Consider the following 19,090-nt stretch of genomic DNA (forward strand, 5'->3'; position numbering starts at 1 on the left):
GGGCGATAACCCGCGGACCGCAGGGACAAATTTGCAGGAGTGAACATCATGGACGCGCGCGCAGCGGACAGTCTTGCCGGGCTTGACCTAGTCGAGGAAATCAATCGCCTGAAAAAAGAGCGCAACGCCGTTATTCTGGGTCATTATTATCAGGAGCCGGCGATCCAGGACATTTCCGATTTCGTTGGCGACAGCCTGGATCTTAGCCGCAAGGCGGCGGAAACGGACGCGGACGTGATCGCGTTTTGCGGCGTGCGCTTCATGGCGGAAACGGCCAAAATCCTGTCGCCGCAAAAGACCGTCGTGCTGCCCGACATGGACGCGGGCTGCTCCCTTGAAGACAGCTGCCCGCCCGAAGCCTTCAAGCGCTTCCGCGAAGAGCACCCCGACCATATCGCGCTGACCTACATCAATTGTTCGGCGGAGGTGAAGGCGCTTAGCGACATCATCGTCACGTCATCGTCGACGGAGAAAATCCTGTCGCAACTGCCGCGGGATCAGAAGATCATCTTCGCGCCCGATCGTCACCTTGGCGCCTATTTCGCACGCAAGACCGGCCGCAACATGCTGCTATGGCCGGGTGCCTGCATCGTGCACGAGGCGTTCAGTGAAAAGGAATTGATCAAGCTGCAGGCGCAGCATCCTGACGCTCCCACCGCCGCCCACCCCGAATGCCCTGCGCATATCCTGGACCATGCCGACTATGTCGGTTCGACGTCCGGTATTCTGAAATGGGTGCTTGAGCATGAGGCCGACAAGATCATCATCGCGACGGAGACGCACATCATCCATCAGATGGAAAAGGCGGCGCCGCACAAAACCTTCATCGGTGCCCCCGGCGCGGACGGCAATTGCAACTGTAACATGTGTCCGTTCATGGCGATGAACACGATGGAAAAGCTCTATTTCGCGCTGCGCGACCTGGAGCCGAGGATCGAGATGTCCGAGGACGTTCGCCTGAAAGCGCTGAAGCCCCTTGAGCGCATGCTGGAAATGGCTGGCAGCGCGGTGGGCAAAGGCGACCTTGGGCCAAAGGACATTAACAGCGTCGACGGGGATTGAGGCGCCGCTTAAACCGCGCGCATTTTCAATAACCATGGCCGCGAGGATGATCTGGCCGAACGTGAGGGTTCGGCCAGATCTGTCTGGGCCGGATCAGAGCTTGAATCCAATGCCCACGCCGAACACGAACGGGTTGATATCGATGTCGACACGCTGGACGCCCGCATTTGCTGTGCTCAGCCGCGCTTTGGTATCCATATCGATATATTTCGCGTCGAAGTTCATGAACATGCGGTCATTCAACTGAATGTCGATGCCCGCCTGCAACGCAAATCCGAAACTGCTGGACAGGTTGACATCCGTGTCCCCGACCGCGGCCTCCAGATTGGCATCCGCCTTCTCCGAATAGAACAGCGTATAGTTCACGCCGGCACCGATATAGGGACGTACCTTCGCCTCCGGCGCGAAATGATACTGGAGCGTCAATGTCGGCGGCAGTACCCATGTCGACGCAAGCTCGCCAATGCCGCCGGTCACACCCGTCTCGCCGCTGGCTGTGTGCTTCGTGGTCGCTGCGATCAGTTCCAGCCCGACATTGTCCGCCACCATATATGTGATGTCGACCTCCGGCGCGAAAGCGGTGTCGATGCTGACACCTTCGCCGCTGAAAGCGGGCAGGATGCTGCCGCTATCGTCGTTCGGGACCACGGCAATCGCACGCACCCGCAGCAGAATGTCTCCTTCTTTGGCGACGACGGACGCGCTGGGGTATAGAATGGCCACTGTGAGCGCGACGGTTGAAATTGCGGTTTTCAGCATTGGTAACTCCATCGTGAATATGACGGACACAGCCTATGCGACGCTTCCCATAAAGTATTTGAGGCGGCTCAATTTTCTTATTGACCAAGGTCAAAGTCACTCAGGACGCCCGGCTTGATGGTCCGCGTCCGGCCCATCGATATGTCTGCCGCCGGAATGCGCGTTCGACCCCGACAGCAATTCCTGGCGGATGGGGACGAATGGCATGTCGTTCGCGATACGGCCAAAGGTCGCTTTTGTGTTTATCCTATGGCCGCAAGCTCAGCCCGAACCGCAACCGCGTTGATTTCCGGTTGTAATCCAGCAGATTGTCGCCGTACCCGGTGAACAGCTGGCCGTGCAGGCTGAGGTTCAGATCGCCCAGAACGCCGCCTGTCAGCGGGTAGCTGATGTCGGTCTGGAGGCTGCCTCTTCCGGTACCGATGAAACCCAGCGCCGATGCCTCCACCATTGCGCCATCGGAGCGGGCGAGCGTCAGGCGCAGGCCGCTATTGCCGCGGAAACTGCCAATGTCGGGATTGTCTTCCAGGTCACCGAAATAGACCCAGGCGCGCGGCGTGGCGGTCAGCCGGTAATCTTCCCCAAGCGCAACGCTGACGGACGGTTCGACATAAACCGTGTTGAAGCTGCGCGAGGCGGGCTCTTCGCGGCCATTGGAATAATGTTTCACGCCCGCCTGTATGTTGACGTCGGACCCTTTCAGATCAGCCAGATACAGGTCGCTGCGATAGCGGTAGAAAATTTCTGGCTGGAAATCGATGGATCGAAATGGCGAACTTTCCACACCCAGATCCCAGAACATGGTCTGTGTATAGCCAAAATAGAGGCCGCGCAGAAAGGAAAGGGTTTCCGCCGTCCTGCTGTCGGGGTCGACGAGCGCATATTTGAAGCTGAACTGCAGCTTCGCGTTCAGCGGCGACGTCCCGATCAGCGCGTACATCGGGCGATAGAGCGACAGGTTGAGATCGTCGTCGACAACCGCTTCCGTCGGCGCACCTGGTTCGGCGCGGCTGTCCGGTGGCAGCGCGGGGCTGTCCGCGGGAACCGCGGCCAGCATCTCGGCCTGCTGCTGCGGCGCGGCAAGGTCCGCAAGGGCGAACTGCGCTTTCCCGGTCAATGCGCCCGAGATCGCCAGGGTCCACTCCCCGCCCGGAACCGCGGGCGTTGCGGACAGGCGATAAACGGGTTTTGCAAATCCGCCCGCAGGAACGGCCCCTGTGTTGCTGCCGAGCGTCAGGACGGCGGCGACCCTGCGCCCGTCCTCGCCCGTCAGAACGGCATCCAGCCGATCGGGAAGCGGCAGAGGGCTGGTGCCATCATTGAGAATAATGAGTGTCACGCGTCCCTCCTCGCCTGCGCGCGTGACGTCGGCAACGTGGACCTCAGCGGCCTGCGCGGCGGCGATGGGCGCGGACACGGCTGCGGCGAACAGAGCGGCAAGGGGAATATGCATGAATGCCACCTTAGCGCAAAATCGGCTGGACGTACGAGTTAAGATCGAGCGGAGCGAAGCCTCTGGCAGGCAGCGGGAAACGGCGCGGAAAAACTTGCAAAACTCCGCTCTGCGCGCGAGATGCCTTGACATGATCCGTTTCGCCATGATTGCCGCGCTTTCGCTTGCGGCCTGCTCGCCCGGTCCCGCGACCCAGTCAGCTCAAAAAGGGGCATCCGCGCCGATGATGGATGATCCTTATTTATGGCTGGAAGAGGTTGAGGGGGAGCGCGCCCTCGAACAGGTGAAGGCCTGGAATGCGTCGACGGCGGCGGAACTGACGGCGGATGCCGATTTCGAGGCCTATCGCCAGCGCGGCGAGGCGATCCTGTCAAATCCCGATCGCATTGCCACGCCTTACCATATCATGGGCGATATGGTGTCGAATTTCTGGACCGATACGAAGAATACGCACGGCCTGTGGCGGGTCGCGACCATTGACGACTATCTGGCGGGGACACCCGCATGGCGCACGCTGCTTGATCTGGATGCCCTGTCAGAGGCTGAAAACAAGAATTGGGTCTGGGGTTCAGTCACCTGTCTGGCGCCGGAATATGACCGCTGTCTGATCCGCATGTCGGATGGCGGCAGCGATGCGGGCGTGCTGCGTGAATTCGACGTGTCGCGCGCGGCTTTTGTCGAAGACGGTTTCGTCGTCGGCGAAGCGAAGCATGATTTTACATGGGTGGACGCCGACACAATCCTGATCTCCAGCGACTTCGGCCCGGGTACGCTGACCCAGTCGGGCTATGGCCGCCAGGTGAAGATGTGGAAGCGCGGCCAGACGCTGGCCGACGCGCCGCTGATCAAGGAGATCGCGGTGGAAGATGTTGGCTTCGGGGTCAGCTATGGTCGCACGCGCGCCAAAAATTACCCGCTCATTACGCGCAACATGACGTTCTGGGACTATGAATATTTCCATGTCCGTCCGGACGGCAGTCTGGTGAAGGTCCCCATGCCGCAGACCGCGACGGTCAGCGAAATGTTCGCCGGAAAGGGCATTATCCAGCTCAATGCGCCGTGGGGGGCATATCCGGCGGGTAGCCTGCTTGCCTATGATCTGGATGCGTTGATCGAGCGCGGGGAGTTTGGTGTCGAGCCGGTATTCACGCCGACAAAGGCGCAGTCCGTGCGCCAGATCGCAGCGGGTAAGGACCGGCTGTACCTTGCGATGCTGCAGGATGTCAGCGGCAAGCTGCTCGCACTTGATGCGGACTGGCGGGCGAGCGAGGTTCCGGTGCCGGACAATAGCGTTGTCGATCTTGAGGCGGCGGGCGGCACGGCGGATATCGCGTTTTTCACCGCGCAGAATTTTGCGACGCCGCCGACGCTGTTCGCCACACAGATGGGCGCGGAACCCGCGGCGATCGCCAGTCTGGACAATCTCTTCGATCCGGCGACCGTCGAGGTGAAGCAGCACTTCGCGACGTCAAAGGATGGCACGAGGATTCCCTACTTCGTCGTACGGCCCAAGGGCGCGACCGGCCCGCTGCCGACAGTGCTGCATGTCTATGGCGGATTTCGCGGCGGACAGCTGCCGACATATCTTGCCAGGCACCCGTCGCGGATTGGCCCGATGGCCATGTTCTGGGTCGAGGCCGGCAACAGCTTCGTGCTTGCGAACATTCGCGGCGGCGATGAATATGGCCCCGAATGGCATTCGCAGGTTCTGAAGGAAAACCGCCAGAAGGTGCATGACGATCTTTATGCCGTGGGCGAAGATCTGAAGGCGTCGGGCCTGTCGTCTACCCTCGCGGCCTCTGGCCGCTCAAATGGCGGTCTGGTCGTCGGCGCGGCCTATACGCAGCGCCCCGATCTGTTCGACGGTATCATCATGGGCGTGCCGCTCAGCGATATGTGGCGCTATGACAAATTGCTCGCCGGGGCATCGTGGACGGGTGAATATGGCGATCCGGATATTCCCGAGGAATGGGCGTATCTGGGTAAATATTCTCCTTACCAGCACCTTCGCGCGGACGCCGATTATCCGCCAATCATGATCTACACCTCGACCAAGGACGACCGCGTCCATCCGGGCCATGCCCGCAAGATGGCCGCGCGCATGACCGAGCAGGGGCACAAGGTCTATTATTTCGAAAATATCGATGGCGGCCATATCGGCGCTGCCGACGCGGCAGGCGAGGCGTACCGCGCGGCCCTGATGATGATCTATGCGAAAGACACGCTGACCACCGCCGAGTAACATATGGCATGGTCGATCATGGCGCAAAAATCATTGATTGGCTGTCGCAGCTAAAGTCGAGTTATGGCTTCGTTCCGGCATTGATGACGGTTGGTACAATCGTGGTCGCCATCGCCGCGCTGTCCGCACCTGCGGCGTGGGGGGCCGCGATTGCCAGCTTCCTTGGCCTGCCGCCTGCGCCGGATGCAGAGGCGATGCGCGATCTGATGAGCCTGATCGCCGGTGCCACCATCGGCACCGGCGCAGTCGCCTTTTCCGTTATCGTCGCCGCGTCCATCAACGCGGCGGGACAGTACGGCCCGCGCCTCCTTACCAATTTCCTCGCCGACCGAGCGACGCAGATTACGCTCGGCGTATTCGTATCCTCCTTCGTATATGCGATCCTGGTTTATGCCGCGATCCGCGAGGACGCCGGGGGCGATGTCAGCATATATGGCCTCGCCGGCATGATCGGCATGACCTATGCGCTCGGCAGCGTTGCCGCGCTTATCTTCTTCCTGCACCACGCACCGTCGGCACTGCGTATCAACCAGGCCATTTCGAAAATCGGCGAAAGCCTGCTCAGGAATGTGTCCACACGCTTTCCCGCGAATTGCGCCTTTGCGGTGAACGAAATGGATATGGCAGCCGCGCGGCGGACCTACGATGCCCGGGCAGATGCTGTGCCGCTCCGCGCGAACCAGGCGGGTTTGGTGTCCATTATCGATGGCGGGAAGCTGTGCGAGGCGGCCGCGCGTGTCGGTGCCCTTGTAACGCTGCGCATCCGTCCTGGGGTGTTTCAGGTCCCCGGCCAGGTAATCGCGGATATCCATTTCGGCGACGGCAAGGGCGCTCAGCTGAGCGATGAGGCCCTTGGGGAACTGCGCTCCGCATTCGCCATCGCGAAACTGCGCACACCGAGCCAGGATAATGAGTTTCTGGCGGACGAGCTGACGGAGATCGCGCTCAGGGCGCTCAGCCCCGGCATCAACGACCCCTTTACCGCGATTGCCTGTATGGAATGGCTGGCTGCCGCGCTCGGTGAAGTCGCGCGCACGGACGACCCTGTTCCCTATCGCCGTCACGAGGACGGCGATTTCCGCCTCTATGCTGAGCCGATCGACTTCGCGGCATATTTGCAGGGCACGCTCAGCCGAATTCGGCAGGTCAGCGCCGCCAATGTGCGCGCGGCAGAAGGACATATGAGGTCTTTGGCCCTCGCCGCGGTCGGGGCCGCCGAAAATAAGGAGGCGATGCGGCTGATCCGCGACGAGGCGCGCGCGCTCGTCGCGCAGGCGGAACTTGCCCTGGCCGGACCGGATCTGGCGGCCGTGCATGACGCGGCGGAACGGTTCGAGGCCGCGCTTGCCAGCACGCCGCCCGCGCTGGACAAGCTGCGCTAGCCGCGACAAATCGGGCGCATGACTTTCCAGCTTCCCGGCTTCGACCTAGACGATTTCATATCACGCACGCTTGCGGAGGATGCGGGCGATGCCGGTGATGTGACCTCCGCCGCGGTCATCCCTGCCGATGCGCGGCTCAATGCGGTGATGGACAGCCGCGACGCGATTGTCGTCTGCGGTCTGCCGATCGCGGCGGCGTTTTTCCGGCGTCTGGATCCGGATTGCGAGGTCGGGATTCTGCAAGCTGAAGGCGCTGTCGTCTCTAAAGGCGCGGATCTGATGCGCGTATCCGGCAATGCCCGCGCGCTGCTGACGGCGGAGCGTCCGGCGCTCAATACCGTGCAGCATCTGAGCGGCATTGCCACAGTCGCGCGGCAATATGCCGATGCGGTTGCCGGGACCGGCGCGACCGTGCTGGACACGCGAAAATCGCACCCTGGCCTGCGCCGGTTGCAGAAATACGCGGCGAAGACGGGCGGCGTTACGAATCACCGCATGACGCTTTCGGACCAGCCGATGATCAAGGACAATCACGTCGCCATCGCCGGTTCCGTGGCCGAGGCCGTGCGCCGCGCGAAAGACGCGAAGCTGACAGGCGTCGTCGTTGAGGTGGACCGGCTCGACCAGATCGAGCCCGCGCTTGCCGCCGGGGCGGACCGGCTGCTGCTCGACAATATGGGCCCCGAAACACTGCGTCAGGCGCTGGCGATCGTGAACGGCCGTGTGCCGACCGAAGCGTCCGGCGGCGTGAATCTGGAAACCATCCGCGCCATTGCCGAAACCGGCGTTGATTTCATCTCGGTAGGCCGCATCATCCAGTCTTCGCCCGCCGCCGATATCGGCCTCGATTTCGCGGGCGACTAACGGCCGTGCGCGCGCTTTTGCATGCAGGACTGGCGATCCCCATGCTGCTCCTCAGCGCGTGCGATGCGGCACCGTCCGGCAGGGAGGCAGCGTCACCGGCAACCAGTGCGGACCTGGCTGATACGGACGCAAATTGCGTCATTCCTGCCGACATCACGCCGCCGCGGCGCGCGACGCCGCCTGATGATCGTCCCGACGCGCCTGCGAGCGGCTATGTGATGGCGCTGTCCTGGTCGCCGGAATTCTGCCGGTTTCGCGCGGATCAGGATGCGCATGCCGGGCAGTGCCGGGACAATCGCTTCGGTTTCATCCTGCACGGCCTGTGGCCGCAGGCCGCGCGCGGTCCGCACCCGCGCGCCTGCGCCCTTGCCGCCCCGGTCAGCGAAGACACGATCCGCAGGCATTATTGCATGACGCCGTCCGCCGCGCTGATCCAGCATGAATGGGCCGCGCACGGTACCTGCGCCTGGGACAGCGCCGACGCCTATTTCGCCGATGCGGCGCGGCTTTGGGATCGTGTTGATCGACCCGATCTTTTCGCTCTCAGCAGAAAGGAGGGCCTGGTCGCGGCGGATATTCGCGCCGCCTTTGTCGCCGTCAATCCCGGCCTGCCTGCTGAGGCGGTTGGCGTCGACCTCGACAATCGCGGCTGGCTGGAGGAAATCTTCATCTGCCTCGATCTTGACGAGCGCCCACGCGCCTGCGCCCCCCGCGAATATGGCGCGCATGACAACCGCAAGGCCAGCATCTGGCGCGGCGGTCGACCTAAGAAATAAAGCCTAGCTTTTTATCAGCAGATAACCGCCTGCCGCGATCATGCTGCCGCCGCCAATTGCCCGTGCCGCGCTGCCAAAAGGCATGCGTATCGACAGTCTTGCGATCTTTGCACCGGCGAACGCATAGGTGATTTTCACCCAGCCAATGGCGATGACGGTAATCACGGCAACAAGCGCGATGTCCGGCGTGGTCATGGCTGGAATATCGACAAATGCCGGGAACATGGCCGCGTAGAAGAGGATCGCTTTCACGTCACCCAGGGTGAGGAGGAGGCCTGCCATGAAGCTGACGGCAAGTCCCCCGTGACCCTTGGGAGCCCTGCGACCCCGCATGTCGGCCGGCTTCCTGATCGTGTGAAGCAAATTTGCGCCGAACCAAATCAGATAAGCGGCCGCCAGATATCGCAGCGCGGTGAACAATCCGCCAAGAGCCTCGGCAAGAGCGGTAAGCCCGCCAATTGCCAGCGCCGCGAAAATCAGATCTCCCGCGACAATGCCCAGTGCGGCGGCAATGCCGTCCCGCGTGCCATAGGTCGCCGACCTTATCACCACCAGGGCGACGCTGGCACTTGGGATTGCGGCGAGGGCGGCCATGATGAGGAAAAGGCCCGTTGCCGATATGAACGTCATGATCTGCCCGTGATAAAGGCCGTCAGCCGGAATATCCGGTTCTTTATCTCATCCCCTTGCGCGTGACCAATGACGATCTGCGCCGCCCAGCAAGAACCACGCCGAGACCAAGGCATAGCAGTCCCAGGGTGCCGGGGGCCGGTACCGCGACAGCAGGACTTGATTCAGCGGTACCGAGCCGCGCGGGTAGCCGCTGAAGGTCGGCGGGCGGCAGGCTGCCGATGGGCAGCGCGTCGATTAGCGTGATCTGATCGTCTTCGCGCGTCACGAAATGCTTGCCGCGCGCCAGTTCGACGCGTCCCGCAGCAACGGTCAGCGTGTTTTCGTGCAGTTCGGCATCGACGCCGGTCTTGTTTTCAAAGAAGACGACCGTGCCCCTGGTCCAGTAATTCGTAAAGCGGTTATCGCCGATAAAGACGAACCCGTCCGGGTTGACGAAGTCGCCGCCCTTATGCCGTTCGAAACCGAGCGCGATGGCGGTCCTGTTGCCACTCGCCGCGCCTTTGATCAGGTCGTTATTCTCGACGACCAGCTGGCCGCCCTCCGGCACATCGATAAGGTAAGACGCCCCGCCTCCACGGCCGTCAATGATATTGCCGCGGATGGTCGTGCGGTTGGCGCGCGATTTGATGTAATGGCCGTTCGCGACCTTGTTGAAAGTCGAATCCTCGACAATCAGCTCGCCGATCGAATTGCCAACATATAGGGCGTGATTGAGCGTCTGGGCATTGCCGCCGGTGTAGAAGTCCGAAAAATCGGTATTCCGCACGGTCAGCGTGCTGCCCTCATCCCTGCTGCCAACCAGAATGCCCATTTCCGATCTGCCGAAACTGGAATTCAGCACGGTCAGATTGCGCCCTTCCATACGAATGCCTGCGCCGTTGCGGTCGGGTACGAACGCCTGCTCAAACCGCAGGCCATCAATCGTGATATCGGCGCCCTTCGTAACGAACAGCGCTTTGCCAAGCACGGCACCGCCGCGAACGATCACGCTTCCGGGTGCCGCGCCGGGCGCTGCGCGAATGGTCAGCCTGTCATCCGTCCAGACGGCACCCTGCGTGTAAACACCGGCATCGACCTCGATCACATCGCCGGACTTTGCGGCGGCGGCGGCGGCGGGCAATGTCGTGTAGGCGCGGCCGATACCGACATTTAGCGTTGCCGCCTCGGCAGCGAATGAGAATAACAGCAGCGCGAACGCGCCAAGGCTCAGGGACTGGCGGCCCATGATCATACTCCGGATATCGATGCCCCCCACAGCAAGCCGGGGGCTCGCGCGGTCTGTCGGATTTTGGATGGTGCAGATGCGGCGGGTCCACAAGCGCGCTGTCGATGGACCGTGCGCCCGCCGGGACGGGCCGCCGCGCCGCTGGCAAGGACGCGCGGCTTGTGGCATGATGTCCTTTATGGATCTCCGCCCCCTCGACAACTGCGCCTCGGCCGCGCCGCAGCTACAGCCTGACGAGCTCGCCGCTGTGCGCGCCGCCGGCTATGTGGGTGTCATCAACAATCGCCCCGACGATGAAGAACCCGGCCAGCCGACAAGCGCGGAAATGGCGGCGGCGGCGGCGGCGCATGGGCTTGCCTATGCCCATGTGCCGCTGGGGCGGGAGCCCTTGTCGCGGGAGCTTGTCATGGCGATGCGGCGCGCGATGGATACGGTTGGTGCGCCCGCTGTCCTGTTCTGCCGCTCGGGAACGCGCTCGACAACCCTGTGGGCGCTGGCGGAGGCCGCCAATGGCCGTGATGCCGACGAACTTACCGCGCATGCCGCCAAGGCAGGCTATGACCTGTCGCCGTACCGCGCGATGCTGATCTCGCTGGCCGGGGCTGGCTGAGCACCGGACAGGCGTTTCGATGCAGCTTCCCGATCCCGTTCAGCTGGCGATCCCGGTCTTTGTCGTCATGATCGTGGCGGAAATCGTCTGGATACGCATGCGCGGCCCCGCGGCGGGGCGATATGAATGGCGCGATGCGGCGACCTCCATCTCGATGGGGTTTGGCAGTCTGGTGGCGGGCATTCTCACAGGCGGCATCTATGTGGTGTCCGCGCTCGCCATCTCGGAATTTCGGATTGCCGAATGGGGCTTTGTCTGGTGGGCCTGGGCGCTCTGCGTCCTGATTGACGATTTCGCCTATTACCTGTTCCACCGCAGCGCGCACCGCGTCCGCTGGTTCTGGGCCAGCCATGTCATTCATCATTCCAGTCGGCATTATAATCTGACAACCGCGCTCAGGCAGACGTGGACGGGAACGCTGTCGTTCAGTTTCATCTTTCGCCTGCCGCTTTTTCTGGTGTTCGAGCCTGCGATGGTCTTTTTCGTGTCGGCCGCAAACCTGGTGTACCAGTTCTGGATCCATACCGAAACGATCGGCCGCATGCCGCGCTGGTTCGAGGCGGTGATGAACACACCGTCGCATCACCGGGTGCACCATGCCACGAATCCGCAGTGCCTGGACCGCAATTATGCCGGTATGTTCATCATTTGGGACCGCTTGTTCGGCACCTTCACGCCGGAGCCGCAGGATGAGCGGCTGAGCTATGGCATCGTGAAAAATCTGGATACATTCAATCCGCTCCGTGTGGCGACGCACGAATGGGCCGGGGTCGCAGCGGACGTATGGCACGCCCCCGACTGGCGCAGCCGTTGGTATTACCTGACCGCGCCTCCGGGGTGGTCGCACGATGGCAGCCGCGAAACATCCGACAGCATTCGCGCACGTTGGGCGGCGTCGCGCCGCGCGAACGCTTCGTGAGCGGGGATCAAACGGGGAAAGACATATGCTGGCGGTTGCGTCCAGTGTCGCCGCCCAACGCTGTTTCCGGGATTATCGCCGCCGACCTGACCTTGCCGACAACAGGCATCGCGCCCGGCGATCATGATGGGATGCTTCCGGGTTGGTTGAATGTCCTGCCGCCGCTAAAGGCCGCGGTCGATTTTGGCATCGATCTTCGGAACCATGACGCAGCGCGCAGTTGGGGTCAGGGGTTCGTAAATGGCTGAGCATATCGACATCGGCCGCGGGCTCAGCGTTCCGGAAACGCTGCTGACCGAGACATTCATCCGCGCATCCGGCCCTGGCGGTCAGAATGTGAACAAGGTGGCGACCGCGGTTTCGCTACGCTTCGACCTCTACGGCTCGGCCCTTCCTTATGCCGTAAAGCGGCGCGTCGCGGCGGCGGCGGGCCAGCGGCTGACGAAAGATGGCCAGATCGTCATGCTGGGCCAGCGCCACCGGACGCTGGCTGCGAACCGCCAGGACGTCCGCAAACGCCTGTTGCGGCTCTTGCGCGACGCGGCCGTTCCGCCCGCATACCGGGTCGCAACGAAGCCGAGCCGCGCCGCCCGCGCACGGCGCGTGGACAAGAAAGTCGTCCACGGCCGCAGGAAAACGCTGCGTGGGAAGCCAAAGCTCGACAGCTAGGCTTGGCGGCGGCGTCCGGAACGGACCGCCATGATGGCCAGACCAAGGCCAAGAAGCGCGAGAGCGGGCGGCGCCGGGACCGCCTGTGGATCGGGGTCCGGATCGCCCGGGTCGCCAGGGCCCCCTGGCACGAAGGGGAAGGGATCACCATTGATCTCAAGCGCGCCGAAATAGATCCACTGCGTTGCCGGACTCCGGCTGTTGATCTCAGCGCTGACTTCGATGACGTCAATATCGCTCAGGTTCAGTTCCGGGGTCATCGTTAGGAAGTCGGCAAGGCTGTAATTCAGCTCGGTATAAGGGTTGAAGCGTGTCGCGACGCCGATATCGTGCATGATGCTGGCCTTGTGGCCATTGCCGTCGATCAGCGTGAGGGTAAGCGGCCACGGGACCGGCCCGTCTTCCCCAAAGGGCAGCAGGAACTGGGTTGCCGCCGGGACAAACAGATTGTCGCCCAGTGCGGCCAGATTGAGGCTCCAGCCGGTGCCGCGCGCAGCGCTGTTGTCGAGGCCGTCATACTGCAACGTCACATTGGCGATGCCGCCCTGATCGAGCGACCAGCTATGCTGGTTGACGCCGAAACGGTTCGGCCCGCCGCCCGCGCGGACGTCGATAAAGGGACCGTCGACGGTAACGACTTCGATGCTGATGTCGCGCTCTCCGCCCAGAATCGACGCGTGCTGTATGCTTTCCGATACATTCGGAGAGAGGTGCGTGGCCCGCAAATAAGGGAATGAATAGCCAAGGGCGCCATCGATGATGACGGCCGCGGCGGGACTGGCGACCGCTATCGCGGCACAGCCGGTAAGGAAAGACAGGATGGTTTTCATGGTTTCGCTCCATCTTCGGGGATTGTGGCGGAGCGGGGCATCCATGTTTCGTGCCAATTATGCAGTTTTTAAACATTTCATCATGTTGTCGTCACTTCAAAGAAGGCGTTCGACAGGTTTTGTAAGGTGCAACTCATGTCCAAAACATACAAATGTCTGTTCTGTACAACGGCCGCCACATTGGCAGCTGATTGGGAAACAGCAGCCTGACGCGGGGGTAGGGAGCGACCGATGGAGTTTACGTATCACGCGCCCGCCGTACCGCTTCGCGGCTTGGTAGGTAGCTATTACATATTACGCAGCGACATCCCGGTTCTGCACGACCGGCTGCGCGCGGAGATGGCGAATGTCCGCTTTATCCTGAAAGGACATGGAAGGGTGAATCGGCCGGGGCGCTATACCCGGACATATCCCGAAGCCGCGCTTGTCGGTAGCGGATCGGTTCCCTGCGATGTGGAAGTGCATGGACCGGCGATCCTGCTTGGCGCGTCCGTGACGGCAACAGGCTGGAAACGGCTATTTGGCGTCGATGCCGACGAACTGACGGATATAGTGGTCGATTTGGCCGCCCTGGTTGGCGACGGAATTCGTGCCCATGTCGAGCGCATGCGCGAAGCGTTGTCGGACGCAGCGCGGATAGACGCCGCCGACGGTCTGTTTCTGGACCTTCTGGCGCGGTCGAGATGGCAATCGCCTCAATTGATCGAATCAGTGGATGACTGGCTGCTATGCGCCAAGTCACGCACGCTTGATTCGCTCGCGCAGGAAAATGCGATGAGTTGGCGGCAGCTGAGCCGCATCGTGCGCGCCCATTACGGCATGTCGCCAAAGCGGTTGCAGCGAAAATATCGCGCATTGCACGCGGCGCTGGACATGTCCCGCGGGATTTGCGGTGTCCAGAATGGCTTTTATGATCGGCCGCACATGATCCGCGAATTTCACGCCTTTATCGGCTGCACGCCGCGCGAATATGCCGGTGGCCGCAGCAAGCTGATCAGCGTGAGCGTGGCCAAGCGGCTAAGCATTCCCGGGATCCCGCCGCTCACACTGCTAAGCTAAACTTCTCTTCGGCCGTCACTGCCCCGGGAGCGGGGCAAAAGCGAAGGCCGGACAGCCTGCGCTCCCCGGCCCCTTTTTCTTGCTGAACGCGGTCCGATCAATAGTTGTAGGCGCGTTCGCCATGCTCGGCGAGGTCGAGACCTTCGCGTTCAGCTTCGGCGGTCACCCGGCCGCCGGTGACGGCCTTTGCAAGATAGGCTGCGATGGCGGTACCGATGGCGGCCCATGAAATGGCGACCAGAACGGCGACGATCTGGATCCAGACCTGTGCGCCCATGCCCGTTGATCCGTCGCCCGGACCGCCAATGAATGGCTGGTAGACGATGCCCGTACCGATCGCACCGACAATGCCGCCGACGCCGTGGATGCCAAAGGCGTCCAGCGAGTCGTCGAAGCCAAGCTTCGGTTTCATCTCCGTGACGATGAAGTAGCAGACGATGGCGGAAAACGCGCCCAGCAGGATCGCGCCGAACGGTCCGCTATTGCCCGCAGCGGGCGTGACGGCGACAAGTCCGGCAATGACACCTGAGCAGAAGCCAAGTGCCGAGCCCTTGCGGCCGGACACCGCCTCGGCAAGCATCCAGAACAGGCCGCCCGCAGCCGTCGCGACGAACGTGTTGATCATCGCCAGCCCGGCAAAGCCGTCTGCCTCAAGCGCGGACCCGGCATTGAAACCGAACCAGCCAACCCACAGCAGGCCGGTACCGATCATGGTCATGGTCAGGCTGTGCGGCGGCATGCGCTCGGTCGGATAGCCGATGCGCTTGCCAAAGATCAGCGCCGCGACGAGCGCGGACACACCGGCATTGATATGCACCACGGTGCCGCCTGCGAAATCCAGTGCGCCCATGTCGAACAGCAGTCCGCCCTCCGCCCATACCATGTGCGCAATCGGGAAGTAGGTGATCGTCAGCCAGATCGCGGTAAACACCATGACGGTGGAGAATTTCACGCGCTCCACAATGCCGCCCAGAACGAGCGCGGCCGTAATCGCCGCGAATGTCATCTGGAAGCTGATGAAGACAAATTCGGAGATGACCTCATCGGAAAAGGTTGCCGCGGTTGATTCGAGCGTGACGCCCGACAGGAACCAGGCTCCGCCACTGATGAACTGGCCCATAACCCCTGATGGCGCGTCAGGTCCAAAGGCCAGGCCGTAACCCCACATCACCCAGATCAGCATGGCAAGGCAGGCGACGGCACCAACCTGCGTCATGACTGACAGCATGTTCTTTGTGCGGACCAGGCCGCCATAGAACAGCGCAAGGCCCGGCAGGATCATGAGCATGACGAGGATGGTCGCCGTCATCATCCAGGCATTATTGCCCGGATTTGGCACGGCGGCGACCGCCGCGGCGGTGTCCTGCGCGAATGCCGCGCCCGTGACGAGCGTACTCCCCATCAGGGCTGCGGCCAATTTCAAAGTTTGCTTCAGCATGATGTCCCCCTGGTCCTAAAGTGCGGTTTCGGCGGTTTCGCCGGTACGGATGCGCAGTGCGTCCTCGACGCCCAGCGTGAAGATCTTGCCGTCGCCGATGCTGCCGGTATTGGCGATCTGGCTGATCGTTTCGACGACGCGCGATGCGAGGTCTGCCGGCACGACAATCTCGAGTTTGAGTTTCGGCACCATGGTGACCTGATATTCCGCGCCGCGGTAAACCTCGGTATGGCCCTTCTGGCGGCCATAGCCCTTCACTTCGGATACGGTCATGCCGGTGATGCCCACGCCTTCCAGCGCCTCCCGGACGTCATCCAGCTTGAACGGTTTGATGATCGCGATGATGAGTTTCACGGATGCATCCCCCTTCTGCATGTTTTGTTAACAATGCGGGAAAGTGAGCATGAAGCGTGCCAAGTGCTGCGCTGCGGCATTTGCAGCGATCTCAGGCGACGAAAACGAATTTTTCTGACTAGACTTTCGGCACTCTTTAACGATTGCCCAAGATTCAGGCAGAAACGGCTATGCTGCCAATAGCGCGCGTGCCTCCGCCTCGTCCTCCGGCAGAACCATAAGACGCGAGGGCATCATCGCGCCTCCAAACGCGGACGACAGATTGTGGTCCAGCAGCAAGACCTCGATTCCCGCAGCATCCAGCCGCGCGCGGGCCAGATCCGCTTCAATGGGCGTGTGGAATCGCGCGATTTCAATCATGGCCATGGCGGGGACGCGGTGTGGGTGCCGTTCGCTCCCCTCTCCCCATCATAGCCGTCCTCCGCCCTAACCGCCCCAGAATGCCATTCACTAGCCGGTACCAGCGGTCACAAAAAGGGCAGATGTTCGATCGGCCGGTTTTCTCATCCGCGATCTCGACGTGGTAACCCCCCGGCCGCCCGCGTCAGGGCGGTGGATGAGGGCATATGGCCGCATGTGCTTCCGGCTCAATTGACGAGGGTCCGGCGCTCAGGCTGCGTCCTTGTCCAGTTCGGCGCTCAGCAGCGGTGATTTGAACGCGTAGATCAGCAGTCCCGCCAGCATGGCGGCGCTGACGATATAGGGCAGCGGCTGTCCGAACTGGTACAGGCCGACACCGATGGTGGGGGCGAGAATGAAGCTTGCCCCGTTGACGGAGGTCACACTGCCCGCAGCGGCCCCCTGATCTTCCTGCCCGACCGCAAGCGAAGCGCCTGCGGAAAATCCGGGCCGCGCAAAGCCGTAGCCCAGCATGGCAAGTGCGAAGCTGAGCGTGATGGCGTAGATACTGGATGACATCGCCATGCCGATTGTCCCGGCAAGCGCCAGTCCTGCGCCCCAGCGGGTCAGCTGCTTCGGTCCCATGCCGAACATGCTGATCAGGCCCCATTGCGCCAGCAGGGTCGCGCCCGCACCCGCCATCATGGCAAGGCCGATCAGGGCCTGCGCGGCGGCGGGGTCGGCGCCGCTCGTATCGATGATGAAAAAGCCCAGCGTCTGGCCCATCGCGGCCTGCGCATTGCCGACGACCAGCCCGTAAATGACGAAAGGACGGATGCGCGGGTCCGACCATTTCAGGCGCCGCGATCCATGCGCGCGATTGCGCGCGATCTCCGCCGCATCGTCTTTTGGCAGGTAGCGCGACACCAGGAACAGCGTGATCAACGCGACAAGCGTGAATGCGAATAGCGGCCCGGACAGCGTCACGACCGGAAAAATGAAAAACGGTGCGACCGCAGGCCCGACGACCGTTCCCAGACCGAAAGCGGAGGCGAGGACAGAAATCGCGGCGGTGCGCTGGCGCGGGCTGGTGCGGACGGCGACATAGGCCTGCGCGGCGGGGTTCGAGGCACTGCCGAACAGGCCGAAAATTGCCCGGAACAACGCGAACAGCGCCACCGTCATCGTGCCGCCGATCAGACCCTTGAGACCGGCGAATATCGAGAGCGCGCACAGCAGCGTCGACAGGAAAAACCCGGCCATGCCGAGCTGCACCAGCCGTTTTCGGCCGCGCCTGTCCGACTGTTCCGCCCAGAACGGCGCGCTCAGCGTCCAGAACAGCGCCGACAGACTAAAGATCGCGGCAATGGCGATATCGGGGATTTGCAACTCGCGGCCAATCGACGGCAGCACGGACTGCAGCGCGGTATTCCCCGCTGCGACCGTGAACAGCACGAGAAACAAAAGGCGGAAATCGTTCCGCCGGAAACCTTCCATGCCGGGTGCGCTCGCCATTTTAGAAGGCGCTCTTTTTCTGACGCGTCTTTGACGGGCCGCGCTCATTCCATGCGATGTACAGGCAGGCACCCGCGATAATGGCCGCGCCGATGTAGATTTCGATACGCGGCTCTTCCTGAAACATTACCCAGCCGAGCAGCGTGGCCCATAACAGCCCGGTATATTCAAAAACGATCAAAACCTGCGCCTCCGCCCGCGCATAGGCGTAGATCAGCGACAGAATGCCGCCAAGACCAAGCAGGCCGGCGGCAAGGCCGGGAATCAGGGCGTCTTGCCCTGGCAGCGGGCCGAGCGTCAGTGCAAGGGGTGTCAGCACGAGCAGCGGGACGACGGTCCCGAAAACGGCTATCACAAGCGGATTGTCCCGCTGCGCGCGTGACCGCAGGATCATGGTTTGCACGGCATAAATGACCGCCGAGGCCAATACCGCTGCGATGGCAAGATTGCGCGCGCCGCCACTGGCGCTATCGTCTGCACCCTGGACGGTCACCACGACACCGGCGAACCCGGCAATCGCGGCCAGAAGGACATTGCCGCGCATTTTCTCTTTCAGAAACAGTGCGGCGAGCGGCGGTACGATCAGCGGTGCGATGAAGGCCAGCGTAATCGTCTCCGCCAGCGACAGGATCGAAATGGCATAAAAGAAACAGATGCTCATGGCGGCGATCATGACGCCGCGCAGCGTGTGGGCTCTTATGGCTTCCCGGTCCGGCATGGCGTGCCGGGCGAAATAGAGGAGCGGCAGGGTGACGATCGTTCCAAAAGCGAAGCGCAGCCATGTCGCCGTCAGCGCGGTGTCCTGCAGCGCCAGCACCTTCACCGCCGCGTCCATCGCGCTCAGGAAGGCGATACCCAATATGGCAAGGAAAATGGGGGACGCGCGCATGGTGTAGCGGGCCTTCGGCGCGGCACGGGGGCGTGTCAATATCGCGAGGCGCCCCCGCGCTTTATGACAGCA

Annotated in this window: 20 protein-coding genes; 10 read left to right on the top strand and 10 right to left on the bottom strand. The window is 62.3% G+C overall.

The window, feature by feature from the left end; genetic code table 11:
- Positions 1–48: 48 nt before the first annotated feature.
- Positions 49–1,062 (top strand): quinolinate synthase NadA, encoded by a 1,014-nt coding sequence (gene nadA / locus KCG44_RS03915; protein WP_218444327.1) that lies wholly within the window; start codon positions 49–51, stop codon positions 1,060–1,062.
- Positions 1,063–1,155: 93 nt separating this feature from the next.
- On the opposite strand, the gene KCG44_RS03920 is transcribed toward nadA, so the two are convergent.
- Positions 1,156–1,821: an OmpW/AlkL family protein gene (locus KCG44_RS03920; RefSeq protein ID WP_218444329.1), complete on the bottom strand. Its 666-nt coding sequence runs from the start codon at positions 1,819–1,821 to the stop codon at positions 1,156–1,158.
- A 247-nt stretch (positions 1,822–2,068) separates the two neighbouring features.
- A complete protein-coding gene (locus KCG44_RS03925; RefSeq protein WP_218444331.1) occupies positions 2,069–3,274 on the bottom strand; it encodes a phospholipase A in 1,206 nt (401 codons plus the stop codon).
- Positions 3,275–3,404: 130 nt separating this feature from the next.
- On the opposite strand from KCG44_RS03925, the gene KCG44_RS03930 reads away from it, so the two are divergent.
- From KCG44_RS03930 to KCG44_RS03945, 4 genes are read left to right on the top strand one after another with little or no spacing between them, the layout of a single operon-like run.
- Complete coding sequence (locus KCG44_RS03930; protein WP_255536293.1) at positions 3,405–5,516, top strand: prolyl oligopeptidase family serine peptidase; 2,112 nt, start codon at positions 3,405–3,407, stop codon at positions 5,514–5,516.
- An 8-nt stretch (positions 5,517–5,524) separates the two neighbouring features.
- Positions 5,525–6,898, top strand: coding sequence for a DUF2254 domain-containing protein (locus tag KCG44_RS03935; RefSeq protein ID WP_218444333.1), 1,374 nt, complete (start codon positions 5,525–5,527; stop codon positions 6,896–6,898).
- An 18-nt stretch (positions 6,899–6,916) separates the two neighbouring features.
- Positions 6,917–7,762 (top strand): carboxylating nicotinate-nucleotide diphosphorylase, encoded by an 846-nt coding sequence (gene nadC / locus KCG44_RS03940; protein WP_218444335.1) that lies wholly within the window; start codon positions 6,917–6,919, stop codon positions 7,760–7,762.
- 41 nt (positions 7,763–7,803) lie between these two features.
- Positions 7,804–8,538 carry a ribonuclease T2 family protein gene (locus KCG44_RS03945; RefSeq protein ID WP_218444337.1) on the top strand — a complete coding sequence of 245 codons (735 nt, stop codon included), beginning with the start codon at positions 7,804–7,806 and terminating at the stop codon, positions 8,536–8,538.
- 3 nt (positions 8,539–8,541) lie between these two features.
- Here KCG44_RS03945 and KCG44_RS03950 read toward each other — a convergent pair whose 3' ends face one another.
- Positions 8,542–9,168, bottom strand: coding sequence for a LysE family translocator (locus KCG44_RS03950; protein ID WP_218444339.1), 627 nt, complete (start codon positions 9,166–9,168; stop codon positions 8,542–8,544).
- A gap of 43 nt (positions 9,169–9,211) precedes the next feature.
- Positions 9,212–10,396 (bottom strand): PEP-CTERM sorting domain-containing protein, encoded by a 1,185-nt coding sequence (locus KCG44_RS03955; RefSeq protein WP_218444341.1) that lies wholly within the window; start codon positions 10,394–10,396, stop codon positions 9,212–9,214.
- Between the two features lie 178 nt (positions 10,397–10,574).
- Between KCG44_RS03955 and KCG44_RS03960 the strand changes: the two genes are divergently transcribed.
- The 4 genes from KCG44_RS03960 to arfB are packed head-to-tail and all read left to right on the top strand — an operon-like array spanning position 10,575 to position 12,594.
- Positions 10,575–11,006, top strand: a complete 432-nt coding sequence (locus KCG44_RS03960) for a TIGR01244 family sulfur transferase (RefSeq protein WP_218444342.1) — start codon at positions 10,575–10,577, stop codon at positions 11,004–11,006.
- A gap of 19 nt (positions 11,007–11,025) precedes the next feature.
- The gene (locus KCG44_RS03965; RefSeq protein ID WP_218444343.1) at positions 11,026–11,925 is read left to right on the top strand and encodes a sterol desaturase family protein; all 900 of its coding nucleotides are present in this window, start codon (positions 11,026–11,028) and stop codon (positions 11,923–11,925) included.
- 44 nt (positions 11,926–11,969) lie between these two features.
- Complete coding sequence (locus KCG44_RS03970; RefSeq protein ID WP_218444344.1) at positions 11,970–12,173, top strand: hypothetical protein; 204 nt, start codon at positions 11,970–11,972, stop codon at positions 12,171–12,173.
- Positions 12,166–12,594: an alternative ribosome rescue aminoacyl-tRNA hydrolase ArfB gene (arfB, locus tag KCG44_RS03975; protein WP_218444345.1), complete on the top strand. Its 429-nt coding sequence runs from the start codon at positions 12,166–12,168 to the stop codon at positions 12,592–12,594. The genes KCG44_RS03970 and arfB overlap by 8 nt, the downstream gene beginning before the upstream one ends.
- On the opposite strand, the gene KCG44_RS03980 is transcribed toward arfB, so the two are convergent.
- A complete protein-coding gene (locus tag KCG44_RS03980; protein WP_218444347.1) occupies positions 12,591–13,424 on the bottom strand; it encodes a hypothetical protein in 834 nt (277 codons plus the stop codon). The two genes, arfB and KCG44_RS03980, sit on opposite strands and share 4 nt — an antisense overlap.
- A 231-nt stretch (positions 13,425–13,655) precedes the next feature.
- On the opposite strand from KCG44_RS03980, the gene KCG44_RS03985 reads away from it, so the two are divergent.
- Positions 13,656–14,483 (top strand): helix-turn-helix domain-containing protein, encoded by an 828-nt coding sequence (locus KCG44_RS03985; protein WP_218444348.1) that lies wholly within the window; start codon positions 13,656–13,658, stop codon positions 14,481–14,483.
- Between the two features lie 97 nt (positions 14,484–14,580).
- Here KCG44_RS03985 and KCG44_RS03990 read toward each other — a convergent pair whose 3' ends face one another.
- From KCG44_RS03990 to KCG44_RS04010, 5 genes are all read right to left on the bottom strand, one after another.
- A complete protein-coding gene (locus KCG44_RS03990; protein WP_255536349.1) occupies positions 14,581–15,885 on the bottom strand; it encodes an ammonium transporter in 1,305 nt (434 codons plus the stop codon).
- Between the two features lie 51 nt (positions 15,886–15,936).
- A complete protein-coding gene (locus KCG44_RS03995; RefSeq protein WP_218444350.1) occupies positions 15,937–16,275 on the bottom strand; it encodes a P-II family nitrogen regulator in 339 nt (112 codons plus the stop codon).
- 168 nt (positions 16,276–16,443) lie between these two features.
- Positions 16,444–16,641, bottom strand: coding sequence for a putative signal transducing protein (locus KCG44_RS04000; protein ID WP_218444351.1), 198 nt, complete (start codon positions 16,639–16,641; stop codon positions 16,444–16,446).
- A gap of 243 nt (positions 16,642–16,884) precedes the next feature.
- A complete protein-coding gene (locus KCG44_RS04005; RefSeq protein WP_218444353.1) occupies positions 16,885–18,129 on the bottom strand; it encodes an MFS transporter in 1,245 nt (414 codons plus the stop codon).
- Between the two features lies 1 nt (position 18,130).
- On the bottom strand, positions 18,131–19,057 hold the full coding sequence (locus KCG44_RS04010; RefSeq protein WP_218444354.1) for a DMT family transporter: 927 nt from the start codon (positions 19,055–19,057) through the stop codon (positions 18,131–18,133).
- Positions 19,058–19,090 lie beyond the last annotated feature (33 nt).

The organism is Pacificimonas pallii (assembly GCF_019204005.1).
GTDB classification, from domain to species: domain Bacteria; phylum Pseudomonadota; class Alphaproteobacteria; order Sphingomonadales; family Sphingomonadaceae; genus Pacificimonas; species Pacificimonas pallii.

Bases quoted from the DNA above. Each gene is read 5' to 3' on its own strand.
- KCG44_RS03935 (WP_218444333.1), top strand. From the start codon at position 5,525: ATGGTCGATCATGGCGCAAAAATCATTGATTGGCTGTCGCAGCTAAAG.
- KCG44_RS04005 (WP_218444353.1), bottom strand. From the start codon at position 18,129: ATGGCGAGCGCACCCGGCATGGAAGGTTTCCGGCGGAACGATTTCCGC.
- KCG44_RS03920 (WP_218444329.1), bottom strand. From the start codon at position 1,821: ATGCTGAAAACCGCAATTTCAACCGTCGCGCTCACAGTGGCCATTCTA.
- KCG44_RS03950 (WP_218444339.1), bottom strand. From the start codon at position 9,168: ATGACGTTCATATCGGCAACGGGCCTTTTCCTCATCATGGCCGCCCTC.
- KCG44_RS03990 (WP_255536349.1), bottom strand. From the start codon at position 15,885: ATGGGGAGTACGCTCGTCACGGGCGCGGCATTCGCGCAGGACACCGCC.
- KCG44_RS03945 (WP_218444337.1), top strand. From the start codon at position 7,804: ATGCTGCTCCTCAGCGCGTGCGATGCGGCACCGTCCGGCAGGGAGGCA.
- KCG44_RS03960 (WP_218444342.1), top strand. From the start codon at position 10,575: ATGGATCTCCGCCCCCTCGACAACTGCGCCTCGGCCGCGCCGCAGCTA.
- KCG44_RS03985 (WP_218444348.1), top strand. From the start codon at position 13,656: ATGGAGTTTACGTATCACGCGCCCGCCGTACCGCTTCGCGGCTTGGTA.
- arfB (WP_218444345.1), top strand. From the start codon at position 12,166: ATGGCTGAGCATATCGACATCGGCCGCGGGCTCAGCGTTCCGGAAACG.
- nadA (WP_218444327.1), top strand. From the start codon at position 49: ATGGACGCGCGCGCAGCGGACAGTCTTGCCGGGCTTGACCTAGTCGAG.
- KCG44_RS03980 (WP_218444347.1), bottom strand. From the start codon at position 13,424: ATGAAAACCATCCTGTCTTTCCTTACCGGCTGTGCCGCGATAGCGGTC.
- nadC (WP_218444335.1), top strand. From the start codon at position 6,917: ATGACTTTCCAGCTTCCCGGCTTCGACCTAGACGATTTCATATCACGC.
- KCG44_RS03955 (WP_218444341.1), bottom strand. From the start codon at position 10,396: ATGGGCCGCCAGTCCCTGAGCCTTGGCGCGTTCGCGCTGCTGTTATTC.
- KCG44_RS03925 (WP_218444331.1), bottom strand. From the start codon at position 3,274: ATGCATATTCCCCTTGCCGCTCTGTTCGCCGCAGCCGTGTCCGCGCCC.
- KCG44_RS03965 (WP_218444343.1), top strand. From the start codon at position 11,026: ATGCAGCTTCCCGATCCCGTTCAGCTGGCGATCCCGGTCTTTGTCGTC.
- KCG44_RS03930 (WP_255536293.1), top strand. From the start codon at position 3,405: ATGATCCGTTTCGCCATGATTGCCGCGCTTTCGCTTGCGGCCTGCTCG.
- KCG44_RS04000 (WP_218444351.1), bottom strand. From the start codon at position 16,641: ATGGCCATGATTGAAATCGCGCGATTCCACACGCCCATTGAAGCGGAT.